Annotated in this window: 27 protein-coding genes; 19 read left to right on the forward strand and 8 right to left on the reverse strand. The window is 69.3% G+C overall.

The features are described from left to right. Nucleotides 1-6: 6 nt before the first annotated feature. Both FKR81_RS24490 and FKR81_RS24495 read right to left on the reverse strand, forming a co-directional pair. Nucleotides 7-846, reverse strand: coding sequence for an aminoglycoside phosphotransferase family protein (locus tag FKR81_RS24490; protein ID WP_146354780.1), 840 nt, complete (start codon nucleotides 844-846; stop codon nucleotides 7-9). Then, nucleotides 843-1,178, reverse strand: a complete 336-nt coding sequence (locus tag FKR81_RS24495) for a hypothetical protein (RefSeq protein ID WP_235921744.1) — start codon at nucleotides 1,176-1,178, stop codon at nucleotides 843-845. The genes FKR81_RS24490 and FKR81_RS24495 overlap by 4 nt, the downstream gene beginning before the upstream one ends. Before the next feature lie 111 nt (nucleotides 1,179-1,289). On the opposite strand from FKR81_RS24495, the gene FKR81_RS24500 reads away from it, so the two are divergent. Both FKR81_RS24500 and FKR81_RS43715 read left to right on the forward strand, forming a co-directional pair. Continuing rightward, nucleotides 1,290-2,249, forward strand: a complete 960-nt coding sequence (locus tag FKR81_RS24500) for an HpcH/HpaI aldolase/citrate lyase family protein (protein WP_146354782.1) — start codon at nucleotides 1,290-1,292, stop codon at nucleotides 2,247-2,249. Between the two features lie 145 nt (nucleotides 2,250-2,394). Then, on the forward strand, nucleotides 2,395-2,568 hold the full coding sequence (locus tag FKR81_RS43715) for a hypothetical protein (RefSeq protein WP_186763150.1): 174 nt from the start codon (nucleotides 2,395-2,397) through the stop codon (nucleotides 2,566-2,568). A 9-nt stretch (nucleotides 2,569-2,577) separates the two neighbouring features. On the opposite strand, the gene FKR81_RS24505 is transcribed toward FKR81_RS43715, so the two are convergent. Then, nucleotides 2,578-2,859 (reverse strand): DUF4190 domain-containing protein, encoded by a 282-nt coding sequence (locus FKR81_RS24505; protein ID WP_146354784.1) that lies wholly within the window; start codon nucleotides 2,857-2,859, stop codon nucleotides 2,578-2,580. A gap of 124 nt (nucleotides 2,860-2,983) precedes the next feature. Here FKR81_RS24505 and FKR81_RS24510 point away from each other — a divergent pair, with 124 nt between their 5' ends. Beyond that, nucleotides 2,984-4,180: an acyl-CoA dehydrogenase family protein gene (locus FKR81_RS24510; RefSeq protein ID WP_146354786.1), complete on the forward strand. Its 1,197-nt coding sequence runs from the start codon at nucleotides 2,984-2,986 to the stop codon at nucleotides 4,178-4,180. A 105-nt stretch (nucleotides 4,181-4,285) separates the two neighbouring features. Continuing rightward, nucleotides 4,286-5,131 carry a hypothetical protein gene (locus FKR81_RS24515; protein ID WP_146354788.1) on the forward strand — a complete coding sequence of 282 codons (846 nt, stop codon included), beginning with the start codon at nucleotides 4,286-4,288 and terminating at the stop codon, nucleotides 5,129-5,131. Here FKR81_RS24515 and ribA read toward each other — a convergent pair. Beyond that, nucleotides 5,120-5,767 carry a GTP cyclohydrolase II gene (gene ribA, locus FKR81_RS24520; protein ID WP_146354789.1) on the reverse strand — a complete coding sequence of 216 codons (648 nt, stop codon included), beginning with the start codon at nucleotides 5,765-5,767 and terminating at the stop codon, nucleotides 5,120-5,122. The genes FKR81_RS24515 and ribA overlap by 12 nt on opposite strands. Nucleotides 5,768-5,855: 88 nt before the next feature. Between ribA and FKR81_RS24525 the strand changes: the two genes are divergently transcribed. The 4 genes from FKR81_RS24525 to FKR81_RS24540 are packed head-to-tail and all read left to right on the forward strand — an operon-like array spanning nucleotide 5,856 to nucleotide 9,035. After that, on the forward strand, nucleotides 5,856-6,254 hold the full coding sequence (locus FKR81_RS24525; RefSeq protein ID WP_146354791.1) for a 6-pyruvoyl trahydropterin synthase family protein: 399 nt from the start codon (nucleotides 5,856-5,858) through the stop codon (nucleotides 6,252-6,254). Then, entirely contained in the window at nucleotides 6,251-7,279 is a 1,029-nt protein-coding gene (locus tag FKR81_RS24530) for a glycosyltransferase family 4 protein (RefSeq protein WP_146354793.1), read from the forward strand. Before FKR81_RS24525 ends, FKR81_RS24530 begins: the two co-directional genes overlap by 4 nt. Continuing rightward, a complete protein-coding gene (locus tag FKR81_RS24535) occupies nucleotides 7,276-8,064 on the forward strand; it encodes a class I SAM-dependent methyltransferase (protein ID WP_146354795.1) in 789 nt (262 codons plus the stop codon). Before FKR81_RS24530 ends, FKR81_RS24535 begins: the two co-directional genes overlap by 4 nt. Continuing rightward, nucleotides 8,064-9,035 carry a lysylphosphatidylglycerol synthase transmembrane domain-containing protein gene (locus tag FKR81_RS24540; RefSeq protein ID WP_146354797.1) on the forward strand — a complete coding sequence of 324 codons (972 nt, stop codon included), beginning with the start codon at nucleotides 8,064-8,066 and terminating at the stop codon, nucleotides 9,033-9,035. Before FKR81_RS24535 ends, FKR81_RS24540 begins: the two co-directional genes overlap by 1 nt. Here the strand turns inward: FKR81_RS24540 and FKR81_RS24545 are convergent. Both FKR81_RS24545 and FKR81_RS24550 read right to left on the reverse strand, forming a co-directional pair. Further along, the gene (locus FKR81_RS24545; protein WP_146354799.1) at nucleotides 8,958-9,653 is read right to left on the reverse strand and encodes a creatininase family protein; all 696 of its coding nucleotides are present in this window, start codon (nucleotides 9,651-9,653) and stop codon (nucleotides 8,958-8,960) included. The genes FKR81_RS24540 and FKR81_RS24545 overlap by 78 nt on opposite strands. Next, nucleotides 9,650-10,624 (reverse strand): zinc-dependent alcohol dehydrogenase, encoded by a 975-nt coding sequence (locus FKR81_RS24550; RefSeq protein ID WP_146354801.1) that lies wholly within the window; start codon nucleotides 10,622-10,624, stop codon nucleotides 9,650-9,652. The genes FKR81_RS24545 and FKR81_RS24550 overlap by 4 nt, the downstream gene beginning before the upstream one ends. A gap of 43 nt (nucleotides 10,625-10,667) precedes the next feature. On the opposite strand from FKR81_RS24550, the gene FKR81_RS24555 reads away from it, so the two are divergent. Next, nucleotides 10,668-11,408: a CDP-alcohol phosphatidyltransferase family protein gene (locus FKR81_RS24555; protein WP_146354803.1), complete on the forward strand. Its 741-nt coding sequence runs from the start codon at nucleotides 10,668-10,670 to the stop codon at nucleotides 11,406-11,408. Then, nucleotides 11,401-11,802 carry a DoxX family protein gene (locus tag FKR81_RS24560; protein WP_146354805.1) on the forward strand — a complete coding sequence of 134 codons (402 nt, stop codon included), beginning with the start codon at nucleotides 11,401-11,403 and terminating at the stop codon, nucleotides 11,800-11,802. The genes FKR81_RS24555 and FKR81_RS24560 overlap by 8 nt, the downstream gene beginning before the upstream one ends. A 13-nt stretch (nucleotides 11,803-11,815) precedes the next feature. Here the strand turns inward: FKR81_RS24560 and FKR81_RS24565 are convergent, their stop codons facing one another. Then, nucleotides 11,816-15,076 carry a S8 family peptidase gene (locus FKR81_RS24565; protein ID WP_146354807.1) on the reverse strand — a complete coding sequence of 1,087 codons (3,261 nt, stop codon included), beginning with the start codon at nucleotides 15,074-15,076 and terminating at the stop codon, nucleotides 11,816-11,818. A gap of 72 nt (nucleotides 15,077-15,148) precedes the next feature. On the opposite strand from FKR81_RS24565, the gene FKR81_RS24570 reads away from it, so the two are divergent. The 9 genes from FKR81_RS24570 to FKR81_RS24610 all read left to right on the forward strand — a co-directional run bounded on the left by FKR81_RS24570 (nucleotide 15,149) and on the right by FKR81_RS24610 (nucleotide 23,939). After that, entirely contained in the window at nucleotides 15,149-15,676 is a 528-nt protein-coding gene (locus tag FKR81_RS24570; RefSeq protein ID WP_186763151.1) for a general stress protein, read from the forward strand. 247 nt (nucleotides 15,677-15,923) lie between these two features. Next, nucleotides 15,924-17,180, forward strand: a complete 1,257-nt coding sequence (locus FKR81_RS24575; protein WP_146354811.1) for an ABC transporter substrate-binding protein — start codon at nucleotides 15,924-15,926, stop codon at nucleotides 17,178-17,180. Further along, complete coding sequence (locus FKR81_RS24580) at nucleotides 17,177-18,127, forward strand: carbohydrate ABC transporter permease (RefSeq protein ID WP_407936548.1); 951 nt, start codon at nucleotides 17,177-17,179, stop codon at nucleotides 18,125-18,127. Before FKR81_RS24575 ends, FKR81_RS24580 begins: the two co-directional genes overlap by 4 nt. After that, nucleotides 18,127-18,972 (forward strand): carbohydrate ABC transporter permease, encoded by an 846-nt coding sequence (locus FKR81_RS24585; RefSeq protein ID WP_146354813.1) that lies wholly within the window; start codon nucleotides 18,127-18,129, stop codon nucleotides 18,970-18,972. The genes FKR81_RS24580 and FKR81_RS24585 overlap by 1 nt, the downstream gene beginning before the upstream one ends. A gap of 7 nt (nucleotides 18,973-18,979) precedes the next feature. Further along, nucleotides 18,980-20,161, forward strand: coding sequence for an ABC transporter ATP-binding protein (locus FKR81_RS24590; RefSeq protein ID WP_146354815.1), 1,182 nt, complete (start codon nucleotides 18,980-18,982; stop codon nucleotides 20,159-20,161). 273 nt (nucleotides 20,162-20,434) lie between these two features. Continuing rightward, nucleotides 20,435-21,322, forward strand: a complete 888-nt coding sequence (locus FKR81_RS24595; protein WP_146354817.1) for an SDR family NAD(P)-dependent oxidoreductase — start codon at nucleotides 20,435-20,437, stop codon at nucleotides 21,320-21,322. 51 nt (nucleotides 21,323-21,373) lie between these two features. Next, nucleotides 21,374-21,958 (forward strand): type IV toxin-antitoxin system AbiEi family antitoxin domain-containing protein, encoded by a 585-nt coding sequence (locus tag FKR81_RS24600; RefSeq protein WP_146354819.1) that lies wholly within the window; start codon nucleotides 21,374-21,376, stop codon nucleotides 21,956-21,958. Next, nucleotides 21,955-22,857 carry a nucleotidyl transferase AbiEii/AbiGii toxin family protein gene (locus FKR81_RS24605; protein ID WP_146354821.1) on the forward strand — a complete coding sequence of 301 codons (903 nt, stop codon included), beginning with the start codon at nucleotides 21,955-21,957 and terminating at the stop codon, nucleotides 22,855-22,857. The genes FKR81_RS24600 and FKR81_RS24605 overlap by 4 nt, the downstream gene beginning before the upstream one ends. Before the next feature lie 98 nt (nucleotides 22,858-22,955). Next, nucleotides 22,956-23,939, forward strand: a complete 984-nt coding sequence (locus FKR81_RS24610; RefSeq protein ID WP_146354823.1) for a hypothetical protein — start codon at nucleotides 22,956-22,958, stop codon at nucleotides 23,937-23,939. 159 nt (nucleotides 23,940-24,098) lie between these two features. On the opposite strand, the gene FKR81_RS24615 is transcribed toward FKR81_RS24610, so the two are convergent. Then, nucleotides 24,099-24,506 carry a hypothetical protein gene (locus FKR81_RS24615; protein WP_146354825.1) on the reverse strand — a complete coding sequence of 136 codons (408 nt, stop codon included), beginning with the start codon at nucleotides 24,504-24,506 and terminating at the stop codon, nucleotides 24,099-24,101. Nucleotides 24,507-24,858 lie beyond the last annotated feature (352 nt).

Genomic DNA, 24,858 nt, shown 5'->3' on the forward strand with positions numbered 1-24,858 from the left:
GCTAGATCACGTGCGTGCGGCCCACCGCGCGATCTTCTCCAGCACGTCCTCCGCCTCCGGGTCCTCCTCGAGGCACCAGATCCAGTTCGACACCGCGCGGTGCAACGTCCAGCCGAGCGCCCGTTCCGGATCCAGGTCGCCCGCCGCGCAGATCGCGGCGAACCGGTCGCTCAGCCCGCGTTCGCTGTCGAGCTCGCTGAACCTGTTCCACAGCAGCGGGATCACCGCCCACTCGGGATCACCGGACACCGGCTTCGGGTCGATCATCAGCCACGGCTCGCGGCCGCCGCGCAGCACGTTCTCGTAGTGCAGGTCCTCGTTGACGAGCGTGTCGCCCTGCGACTTCACCAGCTCCTCGCCGATCTCCCGCGCGGCGTCGAGCAACTTCGCGGGCACCGCGGGATGGTCAGCGATCTCCGGCTCGACGCGCCGGACCTCGGCGGGGGCGGGGATGCGGAGCGTGCGGATCAGGCCGCCGACGACGTCGATCGCCTCCTCGATCGGCGCGTCGTGCAGCGAGTAGGAGTGGTCGAGCCGCTCCAGCAGCAACGCGCCGAGCTCGGGATCGTGGTCCAGCAGGCGCACGACACCCTTGCCGTCCCACAGCTTCAGCGCGAGCGCCTCGTGCTCGGTCTCCTCGTCGATCCACGTCAGCTTCAGCACCGCCGGATGCCCGTCGGCCTGGCGCACCGGCAGGACGACCGCGCAGAACCCGTTCATCAGCTCGCCGTCCGGCGTCAGCCGCCAGCGGGCGCAGATCTTCGTCGCGAGCCGCGGCAGCGACGCCACCCACTTCGGGGCTCCCTCGCCGAGCCCTTCGCCGAACCCGTCAGGGACAGTGATCACGCGACCTCCAAGCGGTACACCGACTCCCACTGCGGCGTGGTGTTGAGCCGTGCGGTCCGCAGCGCGAGAGCCGTTTCCTCGTCCGGTTCGGTCAGGCGCGCTGTCGCCGGGGTCTCGAGCAGGTGCGAGTGCGTACTGGGCGACCGAACAGTTACCCTGACCGCCACGCCGTCGGCAAGACCCGGCACCTCTTGTTCTGTGCCACCGACAGCGAGCCAGATCGTGTTCTGCCGCCACAGGGCCCAGACGAGTTTCGGCGGGTGACCGGGGACGGCGACCCAGATCGCGGCGGCCTTGCGGAGGGCGGCGTCGAGCACTTGGGAGATCTCCACCGGTCAAGCCTGCCAGGTGGCTGTGAAAAGCGACTCAGCGAATAGCGGGTGTTGGATACGCGTGCCAGTGTTTGCGCAGCACAGTTACCGGCCGGTACGAGGAGGTACCCAGTGGTCGACCAGCAGCGTCCCCGTCGCTCGTGTCTGGCTGTTCCCGGCTCGAGCCAGAAGATGATCGACAAGGCTCGCACGCTGCCGGCGGACCAGGTGTTCCTCGACCTCGAGGACGCCTGCGCGCCGCTCGCGAAGCCCGACGCGCGCAAGACGATCGTCGCGTCCCTCAACGAGGGCGGGTGGGGCGAGAAGGCCCGCGTCGTCCGCGTGAACGACTGGACGACGGAGTGGACCTACCGCGACGTCACCGAGGTCGTGGAGGGCGCGGGCGCGAACCTCGACTGCATCATGCTGCCGAAGGTTCAGACGCCCGAGCAGATCCACGCGCTCGACCTGTTGATCACCCAGATCGAGAAGACCATGGGCTACGAGGTCGGCAAGATCGGCATCGAGGCCCAGATCGAGAACGCGCTCGGCCTGGTGAACGTCGACGCGATCGCGACGGCGTCCCCGCGCGTCGAGACGATCATCTTCGGTCCGGCGGACTTCATGGCGTCGATCAACATGAAGTCGCTCGTCGTGGGTGAGCAGCCGCCCGGCTACGACGTCGGCGACGCCTACCACTACATCCTGATGCGGATCCTGATGGCCGCTCGGGCGCACGACAAGCAGGCCATCGACGGCCCGTACCTGCAGATCCGCGACGTCGACGGCTACAAGCGCGTGGCCGGTCGCTCGGCGGCGCTCGGCTTCGACGGCAAGTGGGTGCTGCACCCCGGCCAGATCGACGCGGCCAACGAGGTGTTCAGCCCGAAGCAGGACGACTACGACCACGCGGAGAACATCCTCGACGCGTACTCGTACTTCACGTCCGAGGCGGGCGGCAGGCGCGGTGCCGTGATGCTGGGCGACGAGATGATCGACGAGGCGTCCCGCAAGATGGCGCTCGTGATCTCCGGCAAGGGCCGTGCGGCGGGCATGTCGCGCACGAACGTGTGGACGCCGCCGGAGGACTAGGCCTGTGGCGATGGACACTCTCGGTAACGCGGAATGTTGCCGAGAGTGTTCATGAACTACGTACCGTCACAGGTTGCGATGACCTGACTCACAATCCGTGACAGAAAATTGCAATGCGGGGGTCCCGTGGGTGCATGCTGCTGGCATGTCACGGACGAGTAACGGAAAGAGCGGCAGAGGCCTGCGACTGTTCAAGCGCCGCGAAGACGACCTCTACGAGCGCAGCTTCCGCAGCTGCCCCGGCTGCCACACCGATGTGCACGTGTTCTTCGACGTCTGCCGCCACTGCGGTGGCGCGCTGGAGCTCCTGGCCAGCTGACCAGCGGCCCTACTGGTTCGGCAGGTCCGACATGACCGGCCAGAACAACACCAGCAGCACGATCCAGGCGATGAAGATCAGCGCCGTGAGCGCGGTCAGCACGATGCCGACTATGAGGCCGGCGGTCGCCATTCCCCAGCCGTCCTCGCCGGTGCGCTTGATCTCGTTGCGCGCCATGACGCCGAGGACGATCGACGCGGGCGCGAAGAAGAAGAGCATGACCAGCGAGATGATCGCGAGCGTGTTCGTCCTGCGCGGCGGCGGGTAGTACGGCGGCGGCTGCTGGTACATCGGCGGGCTCCTCGGGTGTGACGCTGTCTCGGTCAAGCGTGTTGCACTGAGCACAACCTCATTCGCAAACGGGCGTTAACCGGTCCATACTCGCCGGTAACCTCCAGGAACGAAGGGAAGTGCGATGGCGCGCCTCGCCCAGACCGCGGGTCTCACGGACATCCAGGAAGAGATCCTCGCGACCGTCCGGACCTTCGTGGACAAGGAGATCATCCCGCACGCTCAGACGCTGGAGCACGGGGACACCTACCCCACCGACATCGTCGAGGGCATGAAGGAGATGGGCCTCTTCGGCCTGACGATCCCGGAGGAGTTCGGCGGGCTCGGCGAGTCGCTGCTCACCTACGCGCTCGTGGTCGAGCAGATCGCCCGAGGCTGGATGAGCGTCTCCGGTGTCATCAACACCCACTTCATCGTGGCGCACATGCTCAAGCAGCACGGCACGCCCGAGCAGAAGCAGAAGTACCTGCCGCGCATGGCCGCGGGCGAGGTCCGCGGCTCCTTCTCGATGTCCGAGCCCGAGCTGGGCTCCGACGTCGCCGCCATTCGCACGAAGGCGAAGAAGGACGGCGACGACTTCGTCATCAACGGCCAGAAGATGTGGCTGACCAACGGCGGCACGTCCAACCTGACCGCCGTGCTGGTGAAGACCGACGAGGGTGCCGAGAAGCCGCACCAGAACCTCACCACGTTCCTCGTCGAGAAGCCCGAGGGCTACGGCGAGGTCCTGCCCGGCCTCATCATCCCCGGCAAGATCGACAAGATGGGCTACAAGGGCGTCGACACCACCGAGATGGTGTTCGACGGCTTCCGGATCTCCGGCGACCAGGTGCTCGGCGGCGAGACCGGCAAGGGCTTCCGCCACATGATGGACGGCGTCGAGGTCGGCCGCGTCAACGTCGCCGCCCGCGCCTGCGGCATCGCGATCCGCTCGTTCGAGCTCGCCATCGAGTACGCCCAGCAGCGCAAGGCGTTCGGCAAGGCGATCGTCGAGCACCAGGCGATCGCGTTCAAGCTCGCCGAGATGGCCACCAAGGTCGAGGCCGCTCACCTGATGATGGTGAACGCCGCGCGGCTCAAGGACTCCGGCGCCCGCAACGACGTCGAGGCCGGCATGGCCAAGCTCATCGCGTCCGAGTACTGCGCCGAGGTCACCCAGGAGGCGTTCCGCATCCACGGCGGCTACGGCTACTCCAAGGAGTACGAGATCGAGCGCCTGATGCGCGAGGCGCCGTTCCTGCTCATCGGCGAGGGCACCAGCGAGATCCAGAAGACCATCATCAGCCGCGGCCTGTTGCGCGACTACCCGTCACGCGGCTGACACTCTGCCTCAATCCAATTCTGGGGAGGCGAAAGACCGTTCCCATCTCGCTGAGTAAGGTGCTGTGCGCCTGGGGACCGTCGCCGCCCGTTGATGAGGTCGTTGTTGGAGATCCCGTTAGACCTGACCCTCCCGAGACCCGTCACCACGCCGCACGTCGTCCGGCTGGAGATCGACAGCTTCACCGATCTCCGCCGGGACGCGGCGCCGCTGGCCGCGTGGTTCGGCGAGCTGGTCGCCGCACTGCTCGTGCCGTTGTGCCCGGCGTCGGTCGCGGAACTGGTCAGCGTCGCCCGTCAGTACCGTCCGTCGGACACGACGCCGTGGGGGCCGCCGGGGTACGCCCGGCTGCTGCTCAGCTCGGGTGACTTCACCGTCGAGGCGTGGGCGCGCCAGCTCGACCTGCTGAGCGAGGGCGAGCTCGACTTCCTGCGCGTCGTGCTGGTCCGGTTGGACGACCAGGGGCTGCCCGCCGCGGAGACGTGGGCCGCCGAGGTCGTGCTCAAGGACGATCCCGAGTTCCCGCACCAGATCGTCGTCACCGCCGCGCGCGAGGTGTTCGGCGGGTGGATCAGCCGTCCCGTGCAGCAGAACTGGCTCGACCACCTCGCCACCGGCGCGATTCTCGCCAAGGCCGCGCACGGCTGGATCACGCTCGACCGCGTCGGTGCGCGCACGGCACACGAACTGGCCACCGGAACGGGGATCGACACCGCGCTCACCGCCGTCGCGGAGAAGGCGCGCGGCTGCCACTGGGCCACGCTGCTGGGGCCGCGGCAGACGGCCGCGCTCGGCGGTGTCGAGCACGTGCTCCACGAGGCGCCGTGCCTGGAGGCCGACCACCTCGGTGGTGGTCGAATCCTGTTGCGGCTCACCGAGGATCTCGAGAACGTCCCGGAGAACGCCGAGCGCGGCCTGAAGAACTTCCTCGAACCGGTGCTACTGGGCTGAACGTCCACTCTGGACGGTCGGGTACACGTCGACCTGAGGCAGGTCGTGCCCGAGCCGGTCCCGCTTGGCCGTCAGGTAGCCGATGTTGTGGGTGTTCGGCGCCATCAGCAACGGCACCCGCGCGGCGACCGGGATGCCGTGCGCCTCCAGCGCCTCGATCTTGTCGGGGTTGTTCGACAGGAGGCGGACGGTCTGCACGCGCAGGTGCTTGAGGATCCTGGCCGCGGGGGTGTAGTCCCTGATGTCGACCGGCAGTCCGAGCTCGGTCGCGGAGTCGAGGGTGTCGAGGCCCTGCTCGTCCTGGAGGACGTGCGTGCGAACCTTCGCCACCAAACCGATGCCGCGGCCCTCGTGGCCGCGCAGGTACACGAGCACGCCGCTGCCCTCGCGGACGATCGCTTCCAGCGACGCGTCGAGCTGCTCGCCGCACTCGCAGCGCATGGCACCGAAGATGTCACCGGTCATGCACTCGGAGTGAACGCGCACGAGCACGTTCTCGCGCATCCTGATCTTGCCGAACACCAGGGCCATGTGCTCGTGGCCGTCGGCCTTGAAAGCGACGGCCCGGAACGTCCCCCGGCGTGTCACCAGGTCGGACTCCGCGACGTCCTCGTCGTTGAAGGCTTTCTCGTACATCCGGTCCCCTCGTCACCCGACACCGGCCGAACGTCATTACGCTCGGTCGGAAGTTGCACCGTAGCTCGCACATCAGCTGGAGGACACCCTGTTCAGCATCACTGTTCGTGACCACGTGATGATCGCCCACAGCTTCCGCGGCGAGGTCTTCGGACCGGCGCAACGTCTCCATGGGGCAACGTTCGTTGTGGACGCACGGTTCAAAAGGGCCGAACTGGACGCCGACAACATCGTCGTCGACATCGGACTCGCCACGCAGGAACTCCACTCCGTTCTCGCGGACCTCAACTACCGGAACTTGGACGAGGTACCCGAGTTCGAGGGGATCAACACATCGACCGAGTTCCTCGCCAAGCACATCGCGGACCGGCTGGTCGCGCTGGTGCACGCGGGCGCGCTCGGTGAGGGCGCGCGGGGCCTGACCGGCATCGAGGTCACCCTCGCCGAGTCGCACGTCGCCTGGGCGAGCTACGAACGGTCGCTGTGACGTTCCTGCACGTCGTGCTGCCGGGCAACGTCGACGACGTGCCCAGCGGCGGCAACGTCTACGACCGGCGGCTGTGCCGGGGACTGGTGGCGCTCGGCACCGAGGTGCGCGAGCTCGCCGTCCCCGGCGCCTGGCCGCGGCCGGACGACACGACGCCCCTGCACAGGGCTCTGGCGGCCATCCCCGACGACGCCGTCGTGCTGCTCGACGGCCTGGTGGCGTGCGGTGTGCCCGAGGTGGTCGTGCCGCATGCCAAACGCTTGCGCCTCGCTGTGCTCGTGCACCTGCCGCTGGCCGACGAGACGGGTCTCACACCCGAGCTCGCCGCCGGCCTCGACGCGGCCGAGCGCGAGGTCCTGCACGCCGCGCGGGCCGTCATCGCGACCAGCCCCCGAGCGGCCGGGCAGCTGAAGGAGCACCACGGCCTGGCCGAGGTGCACGTCGTCGTGCCGGGCACCGACCCGGAACCGCTCACGCCGGGCACGGACGGCGCCTCGCGGCTGCTGTGCGTCGCGTCGGTCACCCCGCGCAAGGGCCACGACCTGCTCGTCGAGGCACTGGCGACGGTGCGCGACCTGCCGTGGACCTGCGAGTGCGTCGGCCCGTTCGGCGCTGACGCGCACGTCCGGCGGGTGCGCGAGCTGATCGACCGGCACGGCCTCGGCGACCGGGTCGCGCTGAGCGGCCCGCGCACCGGCGCGCCGCTGGCCGAGGCGTACGCGAAGGCCGACCTGTTCGTGCTGCCGTCGCGCGCCGAGACCTACGGGATGGTCGTCACCGAGGCGCTCGCCCGCGGCATCCCGGTGCTCGCGACCGACGTCGTCCCGGACGCGCTCGGCACCGGCGGACTGGCCGTCGCGCCGGACGACACACCTGCTCTCGCGCGCGCGGTGCGGCGCTGGCTGACCGACCCCGGACTGCGCGGAGACCTGCGTCACGCGGCGCTCGCCCGGCGCGCCGAGCTGTCCACATGGGACGAATCCACACGGGACATGGCGGAGGTGCTGGCTAGTCTGCGGGCATGACATTCGCCCCGGAATGGTTGGCACTGCGCGAGAAGGCCGACGCGGACGCCCGGTCGCCCGAGCTCGTTGAGCTGTTGGTCGCATCACTCGTTGAACGCGATCGGCTCGACATCCGTGACATGGGTTGTGGCACGGGATCGATGGGCCGATGGCTCTCCGGACGGTTGGGCGGCGTTCAGCACTGGGTGCTGCACGACCGCGACCCCCGGCTGCTCGACTTGGCCGGTGCGACCGTGACGGGGCCGGATGTGACGACGGAGACGCGGCAGGGTGACCTGACCGCGCTGCGCGCCGCCGACCTCACGGGTGCGTCGCTCGTCACCTGTTCCGCACTGCTCGACCTGCTCACGACCGACGAGATGAACTCACTGGCCGCCGCGTGCGTACATGCCGGTGTGCCCGCTCTGTTCACGCTGTCGGTTGCCGGACGAGTCGAACTCGACCCGTCCGAGCCTCTCGACGCCGAGTTCGAGTCGGCTTTCAACGCGCACCAGAGGCGTGTTGACGACGGTCGCAGGCTGCTCGGACCGGACGCTCCCGAGGCGGCCGCGAAGGCGTTCGAGGACCTCGGTGCCCGCGTTGTCACGCGGCCGAGCCCGTGGCGCCTCGGTCCGGACCAGGCCGCGCTGACCGCGGAGTGGCTGCGCGGCTGGGTGAACGCGGCGGTCGAGCAGGAACCGGGTCTCGCCGCCGAGGCCCCCGCTTACCTGGAACGCAGGCTCTCCGGAGAACTGCGGGCCGTCGTCCACCACACCGACCTGCTAGCGATACCGAGGGCACTCTGATGAAGCGATTTTGGCCGTGGGCTCGGCTGCTGCTCGCCGTCGCCATCCTGGTGGCGCTCGGGTGGCGGCTGGGCACCGACGCCTTCGTCGACGGGCTTCGCGCGATCAACGCGTGGTCGGTGCTCGCGGCGCTCGGCATCGGGCTGATGACCACCGTCTTCAGCGCTTGGCGCTGGTGCGTCATCGCACACGGCCTCGGCCTGCCGCTGCGGCTGCGCACGGCCGTCGCGGACTACTACCGGGGGCTCCTGCTCAACGCGGTGCTCCCGGCCGGTGTCCTCGGCGACGTGCACCGCGCGGTCGACCACGGCAGGCAGTCCGGCGACGTCGGACGCGGCGTGCGCGCCGTGGTGTTCGAGCGGTTCGCCGGGCAGGTCGTGCTCATCGTGATCGGTGCCGTGGTGCTGATGACGCAGTCCACGCTGCCGGTCGACCTCGTGCCCAGCGGCGAGACGGTGGTCGCGGTGCTGGTGGCGCTGGCGGCCGCCGCCGCGGGTGCGGCCATGGTCGGCCGGGTGCGCCGGGCGCTGACGACGACCTGGCTGGACGCGCGGGCGGGCCTGTTCTCCCGCTACGCGCTGCCCAGGGTCACGTTCTTCTCGGCCGCCACGGTCGCAGGCCACATCGCGATGTTCGTCGTCGCGGCCCGCGCCGCAGGCTCGGACGCCACGATCGCGCAGCTCGTGCCGCTGATCGTGCTCGCGCTGCTGGTGATGGCCGTGCCGATCAACATCGGTGGCTTCGGGCCGCGCGAGGCGTTCCTCGCCGTCGCGTTCGGCGCGACCGGGCTGGGTGCGGCGCAGGGCGTCACCACCGCCGTCGTCTACGGCGTGCTGGCCATGATCGCCAGCCTGCCGGGCGTGCTGGTGCTGTTCCGCGGCCGCCGCAGGCAGCTAACCGTCGAGAACCACGAGGTGATCGCGGAAGGCGCCGACCAGCCCCGCGAGAAGGTCCTCGCCCTTGCGGGCTGACGCCAGCGAGGCGCGGCCGATCACCCCGGACTCCGTGTACGGGCCCATGCCGCTGGTCAGCAGGAACCGCCGCGAACCGCCGTCGTGGTCACTCGCCTCGTAGCCGGGTTTCACCAGCTCGGGATGGGCGTGCAGGAGGATCGACGTCTCCAGCTCGCCGCCGTGCATGTCGTCGTAGGCCGACACCTCCATGCCGGCCGCGGCGCGCACGGACTCCCAGTCCTCGAAGGCCGGGAAGAGCGACATCCGGCCGCGCGACTCCTGCACCACGTTCGACAGCACGTAGTTGCCGCCGTGGCCGTTGACGACCACGAGGTTGGGCACGCCGGAGCGCGCCAGCGAGTCCGCGATGTCGCGCACGACGTCGTACAACGTCCGCGCGGAGATGCTCACCGTGCCCGGCCAGGCCGCGTGCTCGTGCGAGCAGGAGATCGTGATCGGCGGCAGCAGCTGCACCGGGTAGGCGGCCGCGATGCGCTCGGCGATCGTGCAGGCGATCACCGTGTCGGTGATCAGCGGCAGGTACCGGCCGTGCTGCTCCAGGCTGCCGACGGGCAGCACGGCGACGCGCTTGTCCCGTTCGTCGGCGGTGGTGGTGAGCGGGAGCAGGTAGGTCATGCCTCGGCACCGTAGTCAACGCGGTGGCACAGGGCCGGGATCTCGCCGTTCGCCAGCTTCGGCATGACGTCCGGCAGCTCGTCGAACCGGCACTCGCCGGTGATCAGCGCGTCGAACACCGGGTCGGCGAGCAGATCGAGCGAGAGCGCCAGCCGGTCGCCGAACGTGCGGTCCGGACGGCCGACCGTGCCGACCTGGCTTGACCGGACCGTGAGGCGCTTGGAGTGGAAGAACTCGCCGAGCGGCAGGCCGATCACCCGGTCGCCGAACCAGCTCAGCTCCACGACCGTGCCCTCGACCTTCAGCAGCTCCAGCGACCGCTGCAGGCCCTGCTCGGTGGCGCTGGCGTGCACGACGAGGTCGCAGTCGCCCCGCGCGTTCTCCGGCAGCGCGAAGCCCACGCCGAGCGCGTCCGCGACGGAGGCGCGTCGCGGGTCCGCGTCGACGAGCTCGACCCGCGCGCCGGGGAACCGGGCGAGCACGGCCGCGACGCTGCACCCGACCATCCCGCCGCCCACGACCGCGATCCGGTCGCCGATCAGCGGCTTCGCGTCCCACAGCGCGTTGACGGCCGTCTCGACGGTCCCCGCGAGCACCGCGCGCTCAGGTGGCACGGAGTCCGGCACCGGCGTGACCATGGTCGCCGGGACCACGTAGCGGGTCTGATGTGGATAGAGGCAGAACACCGTGCGGTCCACGAGATCAGCCGGACCGTGTTCAACGACACCGACGTTGAGGTACCCGTACTTGACCGGCCACGGAAAGTCACCCTCCTGGAAGGGGGCGCGCATGGTCTCGTACTGGTTCTCCGGCACGCGTCCTTGGAAGACAAGGGTTTCGGTGCCCCGGCTCACACCTGAGAAGAGGGTGCGGACAGCGACTTCGCCGGGTGAGCACTGCCCGATCGTTTCGTCGCGAATAGAACCCGTGGCAGAAGCGTTGAGCCAAAATGCCCTTGCCGTACGTGTCACTTAAGGAACCTCCAAGAGCGGGGCACAGCCAAGAGGGGCACCGATGATCACACTTCACCACAACACGGCGTCCGCCGTGCACGAGCAGGCGGCGTGGGCCGGTGCCCAGTTCATCCTGCTCGGCGTTCTCGCGAGCACGATCGGGCTCGGCCCGCTCGGCTGGGCCGCGGGACTCGCGTACGGCTTCGCCACCTGGGCACTGCTGAGCTACGCGCTCCAGCGGTCCCGCACGTCGCTGGGACCCGCCGACCGCGTCACGCTCGGCAGGGGAGTGCTGGTCGGCGGGGTCACCGCACTCGTCGCCGACCGCGCGGGCGAGGGCGTGCCGACGACCATCGTCGTCACGTTCGCCGCGATCGCGCTGGCGCTGGACTTCGTGGACGGCCAGGTCGCCCGCCGCACCGGCACCGCGTCGAAGCTGGGCGCGCGGTTCGACATGGAGGTCGACGCGTTCCTCATCCTGGTGCTGAGCGCGTACGTCGCGCTGTCGTTCGGACCGTGGGTGCTGCTCATCGGCTTCATGCGCTACCTGTTCGTGGCCGCGTCGTGGAAGCTGTCCTGGATGCGCGCCGCGCTGCCGCACTCGATGGCCCGCAAGACCGTCGCCGCCGTGCAGGGCATCGTGCTCGTCGTCGCCGCGTCCGGCATCGTCCCCGGCTCCGGGGTGCTCGTCGCGCTCGCGCTGGCGTCGCTGGTGTGGTCCTTCGGGAGGGACATCGGCTGGTTGTGGCGCTGTCGAGTGGCGGTCACCTCCGTGCCGGTGGAAGGATTCTCCCGTGTCTGATCAGGCAGTTGGCGCACGTGTCGGCAACATCGTGCTGTGGGTTCTGCAGGTGCTGCTGGCCGCGTACTTCGTCTACAGCGGGTTCATGCTGTTCGGTGACGGCCTCGTCAAGAAGTTCGACGACATCGGCTTCGGGCAGTGGCTCCGCTACCTCACGGGTGTGCTGGAGATCGCCGGTGCGATCGGCCTGCTGATCCCGCGACTGTGCGGCCTGGCCGCACTCGGGCTGTTCGGCGTGATGGTCGGCGCGGTGGGCACCGAGCTGTTCCTGCTGGAGAAGGGCGGGCCCGTGCTGCCCGCCATCCTCGGCGTGCTCGCGCTGGTGGTCGCGTACTTCCGCCGCGACACCATCATCACCTTCTACGACCTCATCACCCGCACGTCGCGCGGGTGATGAGGGTCGTGCGTCAGCGCTGCGCGTAGGCGCGGACCACGGTCTGGTCGACGGTGTCGCCGTTCGGGGCCGTGGCGGCCACGCGCAGCGACACGTGCGCGCCCCTGGCGCCGCTCGGCAGCACCAGCCAGTTGGCGCCCGCCTTGTGGACCTGGAGAGCGGTCCACGTCCTGCCGTCGTCGACCGAAGACCAGACCCGCACGGTCTTGGCCGGTCGGGTGAACGACACGGTGAAGGTGCGGTGGCGGTCCATCGTGTTGTCCGGCACCCCGTACTTCACGGCGAGCGGTGTCGTCCGGAACGTCCACGCCGAGTCGATGCGCGTGGACAGCCCCCACCACGGTTGCGTCCGCGACGCGGTCATCTCCAGCTTCAGCGGACCCGGCGGCACGTTCTCGAAGTAGCCGAACGAAGGCATCCGCGACGTGCCGAACACCTGACCGTCGCGGCTCAGCGTCAACGAGCCCCTGTCCACCTCGGGGTCACCGAAGTCCGTCGACGTGGTCGTGGAGAACACGTCCACACCCACGCGGACGACGTTGCCCTCGCGGAAGAGCTGCGGCTCGTTCGGCGCGAACACAGCGGGGAACCACGTGTGCCGGTAGGACTTCCCGCGCTCGAACGCGTACTCCGGACTCACCTGCGGCGCCCACGAGCTCTCGGTGAACGACGTCTGCCGGTGCCACTTCCCCGGCGTGTAGTACTCGGTCCGCTGCTGCGGGAACGTCGTCGGCACACCGTTCGAGAACCCGGTGGAGGTGACGCCGGGGGACCGGTACGTCACGTCCACGCGCGCCAGATCCCGTTGCGACACCGAGTACTTCTTCCCGTTCGGCACGCCCTTCTCGGTGAACTGGACGTGGTAGGAGTACGGGCTCGTGCCGAACGCCCGCACCGACACCGCCGGCACGGTTCCCAGTCGCACGAACGACGACTCGCTCGCGCCGAGCACGGGAATGGGCGCGTCCAGCCCCCACGCGCCGAAGCGGCCGGTCGGGAACACCACCGCCACGGCGCCCGCGGCCACCGCCTCGCGGATCTGCTCCTGCGAGTTCCCGTTGTCCCGCAACAGGAGCAGCTTGCCCTTCGAGTCCGCTGTCGTGGTCGCGACCGGCAGCGTCACGTCCTTCGTGAAGTGCGTGCTGAAGTACCCGTAACCGACGACCGGCTCGAAGTCGCCCGCCGACAACAACACCTGCGGCCGGGCCGCGATGGTCGACGTCCGGTACTCGACGTGGCCCGCGTCGCGCGACATCCCGTAGAACGGCATGTCCCTCGGCCCCTGCGACGCGATGCCGCCCCTGCCGGGCAGTTCGGCACCGTCGCTGCGACTCAGCACCCGTGCGAGCGACTCCCCGGACAGCGCGACGTCGACGGGCTTGCTGTCCGCGCCGTCGATCACCACGGTCGTGTCCGCGTGCACGTCGATTCCGCCGCGCGCGAAGGTGATCACCGACTCGGCGACGAACTCGGGCGTCCGCTCGGGCTGCGTGCCGAACACCGTGTAGGTGCCCGGCCGGACCCGGAGCGTCACGCCCTGCTCGCCGACGACCGGCCAGTCCACCCGCTCGCCGTCGGTCAGGATCAGGTTCGGCAACGACGCGGGCTTTCCGTCGCGCCGCAAGGTCTTCAGCGTCAGGTCGTACTCCTCGGGCGACTGCGTCGCGCCGAGCACGACGCGCGGACCGGCCGACCCGTCCGGCAGCGCCGACGTCAGCGCGCCCTCGAACCGGCCGGGAGCGGTCGGTGTGAACGACACCGACGCCGTCGCGCTGCCACCCGCCGGAACCTCCAGCACCGGAGGCGTGACCGCGCCCATGTCGGTGGACAGCCGCAGCGACACCGCGGGGCCGGTGTTGGCGTACGTCACCTCACGCGTCACCGGCTTGCCGGACGGCGGGTACGGCAGCTTGCCGAAGCTGACGCTGCCGACGGACGTCAGCACCGGGCTGAACTCGACCTGCACCAGACCGGCACCGTGCTCGTAGACCGACCCGCCGGGCTTCGCCGAGCCCATCAGGGCCGCCTTGAGCTCGTTCGCCTTCCAGGCCGGGTTGCGCTGGGCCAGCAGCGCCGCCGCACCCGCCACGTGCGGCGTCGCCATCGACGTGCCGGAGAGCCTCGCGTGCAGGTCGTCCACCGCGACGTCGGCCAGCGTGCCCTCGGCCCGTGCGGCGACGATGGCACCGCCGGGTGCCGTGATGTCCGGCTTCACGGCGTCGTCGCCGAATCGAGGCCCCTTCGCGGAGAACCCGCTCAGCGCGCCGTTCTTCTCCACGCTGCCGACCGTCAGCGCCGACGTGGCGGAACCCGGTGAGCCGATCGTGTACGGACCCCAGCCGTTGTTGCCCGCGGCCACCACGAACAGCGCGCCGGTCTCCGCGGTCAGGTCGTTCACCGCCTGGCTGAGCGGGTCCGTTCCGTCGGTCCGCATGTCCGCGCCGAGGCTCATGTTCACCACGCGGGCACCGGACCGCGCGGCCCACTCCATCCCGGCGATGATCCACGACGTCTGTCCGTAACCGCGGTCGTCGAGCACCTTCCCGACCATCAGCGACGCGGCGGGCGCGACACCCGTGTTCTTCGCGCCGCGCCCGGCGACCGTCGAGGCCACGTGCGTGCCGTGTCCCTGCCGGTCCTGCACGTCGGACTCGCCCGCGTCGGTGAACCCGCGTGACTCGGCGACGGCCAGCTCCGGGTGCTTCGCGTCCACACCCGTGTCGAGCACGGCGACCTTGACCCCTTCGCCGCGCACGCCCTGTTCCCAGGCCGCGGGCGCGTTCGTCATCGGCACGCTCTGGTCCAGCGCGATCTTCACCCTGGCGTCGAGCCAGATCTTGCCGGCTGTCGACGCCTGCGGTCCGCTGAGCGACCTCCAGAAGGTTGCAGCGTCCTTTTTGGACACTTCGCTGGCGGTGCGCACACCACCTGTCCGCAGCAGCGGCAGCTCGGCCGTGTGCGCGTCGTCGTAGCCCTGCTCGACGAGCGCGGTGACGTCGAACAGCTGCTCGTCGAGCCGTCCGGCGGCCAGCAGCGGCAGCGCGTCGTCCGGCACGACCCTGACGTGGTCGCGTTCGGTCCGCCGGTGGAACAGCACCCGCTCGCGACCGGGCGCGGGCGTCACCGAAACGGACGAACCCACCACGGTCACCCGGTCGCCGGAGATCAGCGTGACCGTTGCCGGAGTAGCCGCCTTCTCGGCAGCATCAGCCCCAGGAGCTGCGAGAACGCTCGCCGCGATCGCGGCGGAAAGTAACGAGTTGAGCTTCCCCATGACCGTCACTACGCCGTCGAGGCACCGCGGGTTGCTTGCTGGCAGGATGGGAGTGATCAGGCGCAAGAGAAGGTGGTCATTGTGACGAGTCCGTTCTCCGCACAGAACAGGCCCGGATTGCCCCCGCGCCTGCCGACGCCCCCGACCGGATGGCCCATCGGCTCGTACGGCACGTACGAAGAGGCCCAGCGCGCCGTCGACTTCCTCGCCGTCGAGGACTTCCCGGTCCAGGACGTCACGATCGTCGGCGTCGACCTCATGCTCGTCGAACGCGTCACCGGCAAGCTCACCTGGGGCCGCGTGCTCGCCACCGGTGCCGCGTCCGGCGCGTGGTTCGGCCTGTTCGTCGGCCTCCTGCTCACCCTGTTCAGCAACACCGAGGGCGTCGCGCTCGGCCCGGTGCTCGTCGGCCTGGTCACCGGTGTCTTCTTCGGCCTGGTGTTCGCGGCGGTCGGGTACGGGTCGGCGCGCGGCAAGCGCGACTTCCAGTCGGCCAGTCAGCTCGTCGCGGGCCGGTACGACGTGCTGTGCCAGCCGTCGTCGGCCGAGCGCGGGCGTGACCTGCTCGCGAAGCTGGCGATGCGCCCGACCCCGAGCTGACCGCGCGCAGGCAAGCGCTAACCGGGTGATGCTGACGGGCGTCTGGAGTTCCAGGCGTTCTAGCAAAAGTTCCCGAAAACGGGCCGAAAGTGCCGATTGGTTCTGAATCGTTGCTCCGCTTGGTTGCGGGTCCTGATCACCAGGCCTAGGTTCGGTGCACCGGTCCGCCCGGTGCGGCCGGTGGCACGACGGGGTGCCGGGCGCAGCGGTCTGGCTCCTCCGTGTAGTCGGGAAGGAGGCAGGGCCGATGAGGGGCGCGAAACGGCGTCGCAGGCTGGCCGCCGCAATGGGCGCCGCCCTGGTGGCGGTTCCGGTACTCGCGGCGTGCGGGTCGGGCGACGGCGGGATCACCGTCAACGTCTACAAGTACAACCAGGAGAACTTCCAGGCGATCGTCGACGGCTGCAACGCCAAGGCGAATGGCAAGTACAAGATCGTCTACAACAAGCTGCCACGTGAGGCCGACGGCCAGCGCGAGCAGATGGTCCGCAGACTCGCGGCGGAAGACGACAGCATGGACGTGCTGGCGCTGGACGTCACGTGGACTGCAGAGCTGGCCAAGGCCGGCTGGATCAAGGAGTTCACCGGTTCGGTCAAGTCCCAGGTGGAGAACGGCACCATCCAGACTCCACTGGACACGGCGAGCTACGAAGGCAAGCTCTACGGCGCTCCGGACAACACGAACGTCCAGCTGCTGTGGTACCGCGGTGACCTCGTACCCACTCCGCCGAAGACGTGGGACGAGATGATCCAGATGGCGGAAGACCTGGTGGCGCAGGGCAAACCAGGTCTCATCGCCGCGCAGGGCAAGCAGTACGAGGGACTCGTCGTGCTGTTCAACACCCTCGTCAACTCCAACGGCGGCACCATCCTCGACGAGAACGGCACCAAGGCCATCGTCGACGACAAGGCCGTGGAAGCGTTGGAGGCCTTGAAGAAGCTCGCCACCTCCAAGGCCATCGACCCGTCGTTCTCGAACTCCACCGAGGACCCAGCCCGGCTCCTGATGGAGTCCGGCAAGGCCGCGTTCCAGCTCAACTGGCCGTACGTCTACGCGGCCGCGCAGAAGAAGCCCGACTTCGCCGCGAACTTCAAGTGGGCGCCCTACCCCACGGTCAGCGGCGACAAGTCCAAGGTCACCGTCGGTGGCATCAATTACGCGGTGAGCAACTACACGCTGCACCCGGACGAGTCGTTCGAGGCGGTGCTGTGCCTGCGCGGCGCGGAGAGTCAGAAGCTCGCCGCCATCAAGGACGGTGTGCCGCCGACCCTCAAGGAGGTCTACGACGACCCCGAGATGGCCACCGCCTACCCGATGAAGGACGCGATCCTGGAGACGCTGGAGAACGCGAGTGTCCGGCCGCGGACGCCCGCCTACCAGAACGTCTCGACGGTCATCTCCACCATCCTGTCGCCGCCGGGCAGCATCGACCCGAAGGCCACCGGAGACCGTCTGCGCACGGAACTGCAGAACGCACTCGACTCCAAGGGGGTGCTGCCGTGAGCCAGTCGACCACCGAGAAGCCCGAGGTGGCGACGGAACCCGTTGCCGCGAAGAAGAAAGTCGTGCTGAGCGAGGGCAAGCGCGCTGAACGCAAGCTCGGCTGGTGGCTCTGCGCGCCCGCGGCGATCACCATGGTCGCCGTCACCGGATGGCCGATCATCTACTCGATCTGGCTGTCGCTCCAGCGGTACGACCTGAAGTTCCCGGACCGCACCGAGTTCATCGGGTTCGACAACTACGTCACCGTCCTGGCCAGTCCGTACTGGTGGAACGCGGTGTGGGTGACGGCCGTGCTGACCGTCATCTCCGTGGCGATCGAACTGGTGCTGGGCATGGGACTCGCGCTGATCATGCACCGGGCGCTGGTCGGCCGCGGCCTCGTCCGCACGACCTCGCTGATCCCGTACGGCATCGTCACGATCGTCGCCGGTTTCTCCTGGCGCTTCGCCTGGACGCCCGGCACCGGTTACCTGGCGGAGCTCGCGGGCGGCGAACCCGTGCTGACGGAGAAGCTGCCCGCGCTGATGGTCGTCATCCTCGCCGAGGTGTGGAAGACGACGCCGTTCATGGCACTGCTGCTGATGGCGGGTCTGGCACTCGTGCCGGACGACCTGCTGAAAGCGGCCGCGATGGACGGCGCGGGCCCGTGGCAGCGGTTCGTCAAGGTCACCCTGCCGATCATGAAGCCCGCGATCCTCGTCGCGCTGCTGTTCCGCACGCTCGACGCGTTCCGCATCTTCGACAACCTGTTCGTGCTCACCGCCGGTTCGCAGGGCACCTCGTCGGTGTCGATGCTGACCTACAACAACCTGATCAAGGGGTTGAACCTCGGCATCGGATCCACGATGTCGGTGCTCATCTTCCTGATGGTGGCGGCGATCGCGTTCATCTTCATCAAGCTGTTCGGCACCGCTGCCCCCGGTAGCGACGACGGGGGGAAGCGCTGATGGCCGGCATCGGTGGCGCCGACACCACTCAGAAGAAAGTCGGCTGGGGCCTTCTCAACGCGGTCGTCGTCGCGTACGCGTTGTTCCCCGTGCTGTGGATCCTCTCGCTGTCGCTGAAGTCCTCGAAGACGCTCGCGGACGGCAACCTCATCCCCCGCGAGATCAGCTTCGAGAACTACTCGAACATCTTCGCGACGACGGAGTTCATCAGGGCGCTGGCCAACTCGATCGGCATCGCGATCATCGCGACGGTGGTCGCGGTCGTGTTCGGCACGATGGCCGCGTACGCCATCGCCCGGCTCGACTTCCCCGGCAAGAACCTGCTCGTCGGGGTGTCGCTGCTGATCGCGATGTTCCCGCAGGTCTCGCTCGTGTCCCCGCTGTTCGAGATCGAGCGCGGTCTCGGCATCTTCGACACGTGGCCCGGCCTGATCCTGCCGTACATCACGTTCGCGCTGCCGCTGGCGATCTACACGCTGTCGGCGTTCTTCCGCGAGATCCCCTGGGAGCTCGAGAAGGCGGCCAAGATGGACGGCGCGACGCCAGGTCAGGCGTTCCGCAGGGTGATCGCCCCGCTCGCGGCACCAGGTGTGTTCACCACCGCGATCCTCGTGTTCATCTTCTGCTGGAACGACTTCCTGTTCGCGATCTCGCTCACCTCGACCGAGCAGTCGCGCACGGTTCCGGCGGCGCTGTCGTTCTTCACGGGCAGCTCGCAGTTCGAGGACCCGGCCGGGTCGATCTCCGCGGCAGCCGTGGTGATCACCATCCCGATCATCCTCTTCGTGTTGTTCTTCCAGCGCCGCATCGTCGCGGGCCTGACCTCCGGCGCCGTCAAGGGGTGAGTTGCACATGGCAGAAATCGTTCTGGACAAGGTGACCAAGAGGTATCCGGACGGCGCGCTCGCCGTGCAGGAGGTCAACCTCGAGATCGCCGACGGCGAGTTCGTCATCCTGGTCGGACCGTCCGGCTGCGGGAAGTCCACCACCCTCAACATGATCGCGGGGCTGGAGGACATCACCGAGGGCGAGCTGCGCATCGGCGGGCAGCGGGTCAACGAGAAGGCGCCCAAGGACCGCGACATCGCGATGGTGTTCCAGTCCTACGCGCTGTACCCGCACATGACGGTGAAGGAGAACATGGCCTTCCCGTTGCGGCTGGCCAAGGTCGACAACGCCACCGTCGAGAAGAAGGTCGCGGACGCCGCGGAGATCCTGGACCTCGCGCAGCACCTCGACCGCAAGCCGGCCAACCTGTCCGGTGGCCAGCGCCAGCGGGTCGCCATGGGACGCGCGATCGTGCGCAACCCCAAGGCGTTCCTCATGGACGAGCCGCTGTCCAACCTGGATGCCAAGCTGCGCGTGCAGATGCGCACGTCGGTGTCGCGCATCCAGAAGCAGCTCGGCACGACCACGGTGTACGTGACGCACGACCAGACCGAGGCGATGACCCTCGGCGACCGCGTGGTCGTCATGCGCGGCGGCATCGTCCAGCAGATGGGTGCGCCGCAGTTCCTGTACGAGCACCCGGCGAACCTGTTCGTCGCGGGCTTCATCGGCTCACCGTCGATGAACTTCGTGCCGGCTTCGCTGGCGGACAACAAGCTGCAGTCCGTGCTGGGCGAGGTCACGCTGACCGACCGGATCCGGCGGCTGCTCGAGGGTGCCGACGCGCCGCGCGAGGTGATCGTCGGCATCCGGCCGGAGCACTTCGAGGACGCCTCGCTCGTCGACGCGACCGCGAAGACCGACGGCGGCGTGTTCACCAGCCAGGTGGAGGTGCTGGAGTCCATGGGCTCCGACAAGTTCGCCCACTTCCTCCTGTCCGGCGAACAGGCCACCTCGGCCGACCTGGCCGATCTCGCCAAGGACACCGGCGACGACACCTCCGTGGGTGGTATCTCGCTGGTGACCAGGCTCTCGGCGTCCTCGGGCGCGAAGGAGGGCGAACCCTCCGAGATCTGGTTCGACGCCGACAAGGTGCAGTTGTTCGACCCGTCCACGGGTAAGAACCTGACATACACGGAACGCTGAATTCTCGTTTAGGATGGGCCGTCTTCCGTTCTCGGGGGCGGCCCATCCTCTTTTCACACGAACGGGTGAGGTCGAAAGACCGAGGTCAGTGGGGCCGATTAGTCGGGGCCATCGGCCGGGCCGAACTCCACTCGCCATTGGGCGCATCCGAGCTACATCTCGTCGAAACCTCACCGTTTCCACTCTGGATTCTCCGCAGGCTTGTCGCAGGCGGGTACAACCCGTGACCGCAGGGGGGCCGGGGCTGCCGCCGAGGACGAGAGAGAGTGCGCGATGGGGATCCTGGACGGAAAAGCTGTCGTCATCACCGGGGCGGGGCGTGGGCTCGGTGAGGCCTACGCCATGCACGCCGCTCTGGCCGGCGCCTCCGTGGTGGTCAACGACGTCGACGGCGACCTCGCGGAGAAGGTCGCCGTGCACATCAGGGAGTACGGCGGACGTGCTGTAGCGAGCACGCACACCGTCGCCGACCCCAGCGAGGCCGGGAAGATCATCGATCTGTGCGTCGACGAATTCGGGCGCATCGACGGCCTCGTGAACAACGCGGGACTGAACTACGAGGCGGTGCCCTGGGAGGACGACCCGTCCACGATCAAGGAAGTCGTCGAGGTGAACATCCTCGGCGTCATCTACACCGGAATCGCGGCGATGAGGGTCATGCGGTCCACCGGTGGCGGCTCCATCATCAACATTTCTTCTGGCGCGTCCTTCGGCCAGCGCAAACTCGGCACGTATTCGGCGACCAAGGGCGCGGTCGCCTCGCTGAGTTACTCGTGGGCGCTCGACCTCGAGTCCGAGGGCATCCGCGTCAACGCGGTGTGCCCGGTCGCCCACACCAGGATGGTCTGGAAGTCCGAGCGTTCCCTGCGCGCCATTCCGGCCGACCGCACGCCGGGCAAGGTGGCGCCGCTCGTGTTGTTCCTGCTCTCCGACGCCGCGCGGGACATCACCGGGCAGATCATCCGCTGCAACGGCCGTCAGCTGCACATCGTCGGCCAGCCGTACTTCAAGCAGCCGGTGCTGGAGAGCGACACCTGGTCGACGGAGTCGGTGGAACGCGCCTTCACCGGCCTCCTCCAGGCCCACCTGGAGCCGTACGGCCTCGAGAAGCGAATGCCGCCGCGCCTGCGCGCGCTCGTGGAGCCCTCCCAGACGGCGTGAACTTGGACAAAAGTGTTGCCAGCCTGGCTGGTGTTGGCGACACTTTTGTCCATGGCGCTCGACCAGCTCCGAGACACGTTCACCACGGCCGCCGCGCTGGGCAGCGGCATGCACCGCCGTGACCTCTACGGACTGCGTGACGAGGGCGCGCTGGTCGAGCTGTCCCGCGGCGTGTTCCGCAAGGCGGACGCGCCCACGCCCACCTGGCCCGACCTGCTGGCGGTGTCGCTCCGCGCGCCGGCGGCCGTCGTCTGCTGCGTGTCCGCCGCGGTGGTCCACGACCTGACCGACGAGATCCCGCGGGAGGTCCAGATCGCCGTCTCGCGCGAGCAACGGCCACCGCGCATCGAGCACCCCCCGACCGAGGTCTTCCGGTTCAGCCCGGCGACGTTCGAGTCGGGTCTCACCCACGTCGAAGCCGCGCCGGGGGAGGAGGTTCGCGTCTACAGCCCGGAAAGGACCGTCGTCGACCTCATGAGGCTGAGGTCCAGGCTCGGTGAGCCGCTCGCGCTGTCGGCGCTGCGGAGGTACCTGCGCGGCCGGAGCGCCAGGCCGGGGGAGGTGCTCGCACTCGCGCGCACGCTCGGTGTGCTCGGGCCCGTGCGCACCGCGGTGGACGCGGTGATCGCAGAGTGAGCCGGCCGACCAGGGACACGCCGGGCGGACGGGCGTACCTCGACCTGCAGAACCAGGGACGCCGGGACAAGCGGCCGACCCAGGAGCTGCTGACGTTGTACGTGCTGGAGCGGTGGCTCGCCCGGCTCGCGGTGTCGCCGTGGGCGGACTCGTTCGTGCTGAAGGGCGGCGTGCTGCTCGCCGTGTTCTCGGCGCGCCGCCCCACGGCCGACGCCGACCTGCTCGCGCGGAACCTGTCCAACGACGAGACGACGGTCGTCGCGCGGGTCGTCGAGGTGGCCTCGCTCGCGGTCGATCCCGATGACGGCGTGCGGTTCCTGACGGACACGGTCGTCGCCCAGTCGATCCGCGACGACGACCTCTACACGGGCCTGCGCATCGCCATGGACTGCGTGATCTCCACGGCTCGGGTGAAGCTCAAGCTGGACGTCAACTTCGGCGACCCGGTGACGCCGTCGCCGGTGTTGCTGGAGCTGCCGTCGCAACGTCCGGGGACGCCCGCGGTGCCGGTGCTCGGCTATCCGCTCGAAACCGTGCTGGCGGAGAAGACCTCGACGGCGATCGCACTCGGCGAGGCCAACACGCGCGTGCGCGACTACGTGGATCTCTACACGTTGACCGGACGGCAGGAGCTGTCGTTCGCCGCGGTGCGGTCGGCGCTGGTGGCGACGGCCGGTCATCGCGGTGTGGTGCTGCGGCCGTTGTCCTCGGTGCTCGGTGACCTCGTGTCCGCGCGGGCGTCGGCGTACCGGGCGTATCGGCGGCGGCTCGGCGTGGACGGCGAGCACCTGCCGGACGACTTCGGCGGGGTGGTCGCGGCCGTGGTCCGGTTCGTCGACCCGCTCGTCGACGGTGGTGCGGTGACGAGCTGGGAGCCCGGTTCGCGAAGCTGGGACTGAGCGTTCATCCGATCACGTGTTCGGGTGAGCGGGTGATGTTTGCGCACGTCACACGTTCGGCCCCCGTTTTTGTCAGACCCTCCTGTCACTATCGGGGCATGGCCGAACGTAAACCCAGAGTCACGGACTGGCGACTCATCGTGCAGTCGCGGTTGGACCGTGTCCGCGCGGATCTGGCCGCGCTCGGCCCGCCCGATCCGGTCGATCCCGAGGGCGACGTGTGGCGGCGGACCGCCGAGGAGCAGGCCGCCGTCGTCGACGACATGCTCACCCGCGAGGACCGCTGGTTCGCCAAGGTCGCGTCGTGGTGGTCGGGCTGGCACATCGAGCGCGCGTGGCGCGCTCTGCACGAAGCCGAGGTGGCCACGATCTCGGCGGAACGAGGGTTCCTCGGCCGACTACCCGGCCTGCAGGCACGTGCGGGCCAGTACCTCGACGAGGACGACCCGCGGCGCCGCGCTCTCGAGCAGCTGCGCCCCGGCGAGTTCACCCCTGCCGTCGAACGGGCCATCGTGGTCGACGCACTGCGCGCCGCCTACGACAACTCGGACTTCGCCCACGCGGGCTCCCGCGCCCTGCGCAACAAGCTGATCGCCGCGTCGCTGGTGCTGTTCGTCATCAACACCGTGCTCGGCGTCGTCGGCATCATCAAGCCGGGCATCATCCCGCTGTGCGTCGACCCGAAGGAGAACGCACTCCCCACGGTCTGCCCCGGCGGCTCGACTCGCGCGTCCGGTGTGGACGTGTGGCTGGTGCAGGTGCTCGGCTCGTTCGGCGCGGTGCTGGCCGCCGTCGTGCTGCTGCTGCGCCGCCGCCCCAGCCTCTCGCCGTACGTGATGATCGGCTACCAGGCCCTGATCAAGATCATGCTCGGCGCGGCGCTAGCGGTGGTCGGCATCCTCGCACTGGGAGCGGGCGTGACGTCCGGCCTGATCGGCATCCCGTCAGCCGCCGCCCTGCTGCTGTGGGCCGTCATCTTCGGCTACGCCCAGCAGATCGGCACCCGCCTGCTCGACAAGTACACCGACGAGGTGCTGGACCAGGCCCGCCCGATGCCACCCGACGCGGAGGCGCCGAGGTGACCCGCACCCTGCTGGAAGGAGAGACGAACCTGGCCAACACCCACAACTGAATCAGGCCTCGCGCACCGCTGAGCGCGGCCGGCCTGCGGAACCGGGCCGGGTCTCACCGCGCCCAGGACGCTGAGTTGCACCGGCCGACCAGGCATCGGCCCGCCTCACTCACCGTCCTGGCTCGACCAGGCACGGCGTGGTGGTACAGCCGGTAGCTCGCACCGGTGTCTGCGTCCAGCGCACCACGGTGCCGAGGCGCCGTCGGCCAGGCATCGGCAGCACGCCGCGCGCGGCGACGCTTGTGCTGGCCAGCACGACGCGGAACAGCCTGTGCTGCACCACGTAGTCGTGCTCGGCACGGTGCCGGTGGTGGGGAGTCGCGTACGGCGGCGGGCATCTGGCGGCTCGGCCCGTGGCACGCGTCGAGCGCGGGCGGGTCCCGGCGCGCTGGTGTGGTGACCCGTCGACGGCGTCGTCGGTTTCGTGCTGGCCCGCGTACCGGCGGCTGCCGGTGCGGGTGAGGTGGTGGCGGGTGTTGCGCGGCCGTGGGCCCCTTGTGGCTCGGCCCGTGGGCACGGGGCGAGCCTTGGTGAGGTGGCGGGCATCTGGCGGCTCGGCCCGTGGTACGCGTCGAGCGCGGGCGGGTCCCGGCGCGCTGGTGTGGTGACCCGTCGACGGCGTCGTCGGTTTCGTGCTGGCCCGCGTACCGGCGACTGCCGGTGCGGGTGAGGTGGTGGCGGGTGTTGCGCGGCCGTGGGCCCCTTGTGGCTCGGCCCGTGGGCCACACGGCGAGCCTTGGTGAGGTGGGGCGTTGCGCTGGGTGGCAGCGCGGGGAGTTGTGCGCGGCGGCGGGCACCCTGGTGGCGCGGCACGCGGCGAGCTTGGCGAGGTGGCGCGTTGCCTTGGGGGCAGCGGGAGCCGCTCACGG

The organism is Lentzea tibetensis (genome assembly GCF_007845675.1).
GTDB classification, from domain to species: Bacteria; Actinomycetota; Actinomycetes; order Mycobacteriales; family Pseudonocardiaceae; genus Lentzea; species Lentzea tibetensis.

Bases quoted from the DNA above. Each gene is read 5' to 3' on its own strand.
- FKR81_RS43715 (WP_186763150.1), top strand. From the start codon at position 2,395: ATGTCACGGACGAGTAACGGAAAGAGCGGCAGAGGCCTGCGACTGTTC.
- FKR81_RS24505 (WP_146354784.1), bottom strand. From the start codon at position 2,859: ATGTACCAGCAGCCGCCGCCGTACTACCCGCCGCCGCGCAGGACGAAC.
- FKR81_RS24510 (WP_146354786.1), top strand. From the start codon at position 2,984: ATGGCGCGCCTCGCCCAGACCGCGGGTCTCACGGACATCCAGGAAGAG.
- ribA (WP_146354789.1), bottom strand. From the start codon at position 5,767: ATGTACGAGAAAGCCTTCAACGACGAGGACGTCGCGGAGTCCGACCTG.
- FKR81_RS24535 (WP_146354795.1), top strand. From the start codon at position 7,276: ATGACATTCGCCCCGGAATGGTTGGCACTGCGCGAGAAGGCCGACGCG.
- FKR81_RS24540 (WP_146354797.1), top strand. From the start codon at position 8,064: ATGAAGCGATTTTGGCCGTGGGCTCGGCTGCTGCTCGCCGTCGCCATC.
- FKR81_RS24545 (WP_146354799.1), bottom strand. From the start codon at position 9,653: ATGACCTACCTGCTCCCGCTCACCACCACCGCCGACGAACGGGACAAG.
- FKR81_RS24555 (WP_146354803.1), top strand. From the start codon at position 10,668: ATGATCACACTTCACCACAACACGGCGTCCGCCGTGCACGAGCAGGCG.
- FKR81_RS24565 (WP_146354807.1), bottom strand. From the start codon at position 15,076: ATGGGGAAGCTCAACTCGTTACTTTCCGCCGCGATCGCGGCGAGCGTT.
- FKR81_RS24575 (WP_146354811.1), top strand. From the start codon at position 15,924: ATGAGGGGCGCGAAACGGCGTCGCAGGCTGGCCGCCGCAATGGGCGCC.
- FKR81_RS24585 (WP_146354813.1), top strand. From the start codon at position 18,127: ATGGCCGGCATCGGTGGCGCCGACACCACTCAGAAGAAAGTCGGCTGG.
- FKR81_RS24590 (WP_146354815.1), top strand. From the start codon at position 18,980: ATGGCAGAAATCGTTCTGGACAAGGTGACCAAGAGGTATCCGGACGGC.
- FKR81_RS24595 (WP_146354817.1), top strand. From the start codon at position 20,435: ATGGGGATCCTGGACGGAAAAGCTGTCGTCATCACCGGGGCGGGGCGT.
- FKR81_RS24600 (WP_146354819.1), top strand. From the start codon at position 21,374: ATGGCGCTCGACCAGCTCCGAGACACGTTCACCACGGCCGCCGCGCTG.
- FKR81_RS24610 (WP_146354823.1), top strand. From the start codon at position 22,956: ATGGCCGAACGTAAACCCAGAGTCACGGACTGGCGACTCATCGTGCAG.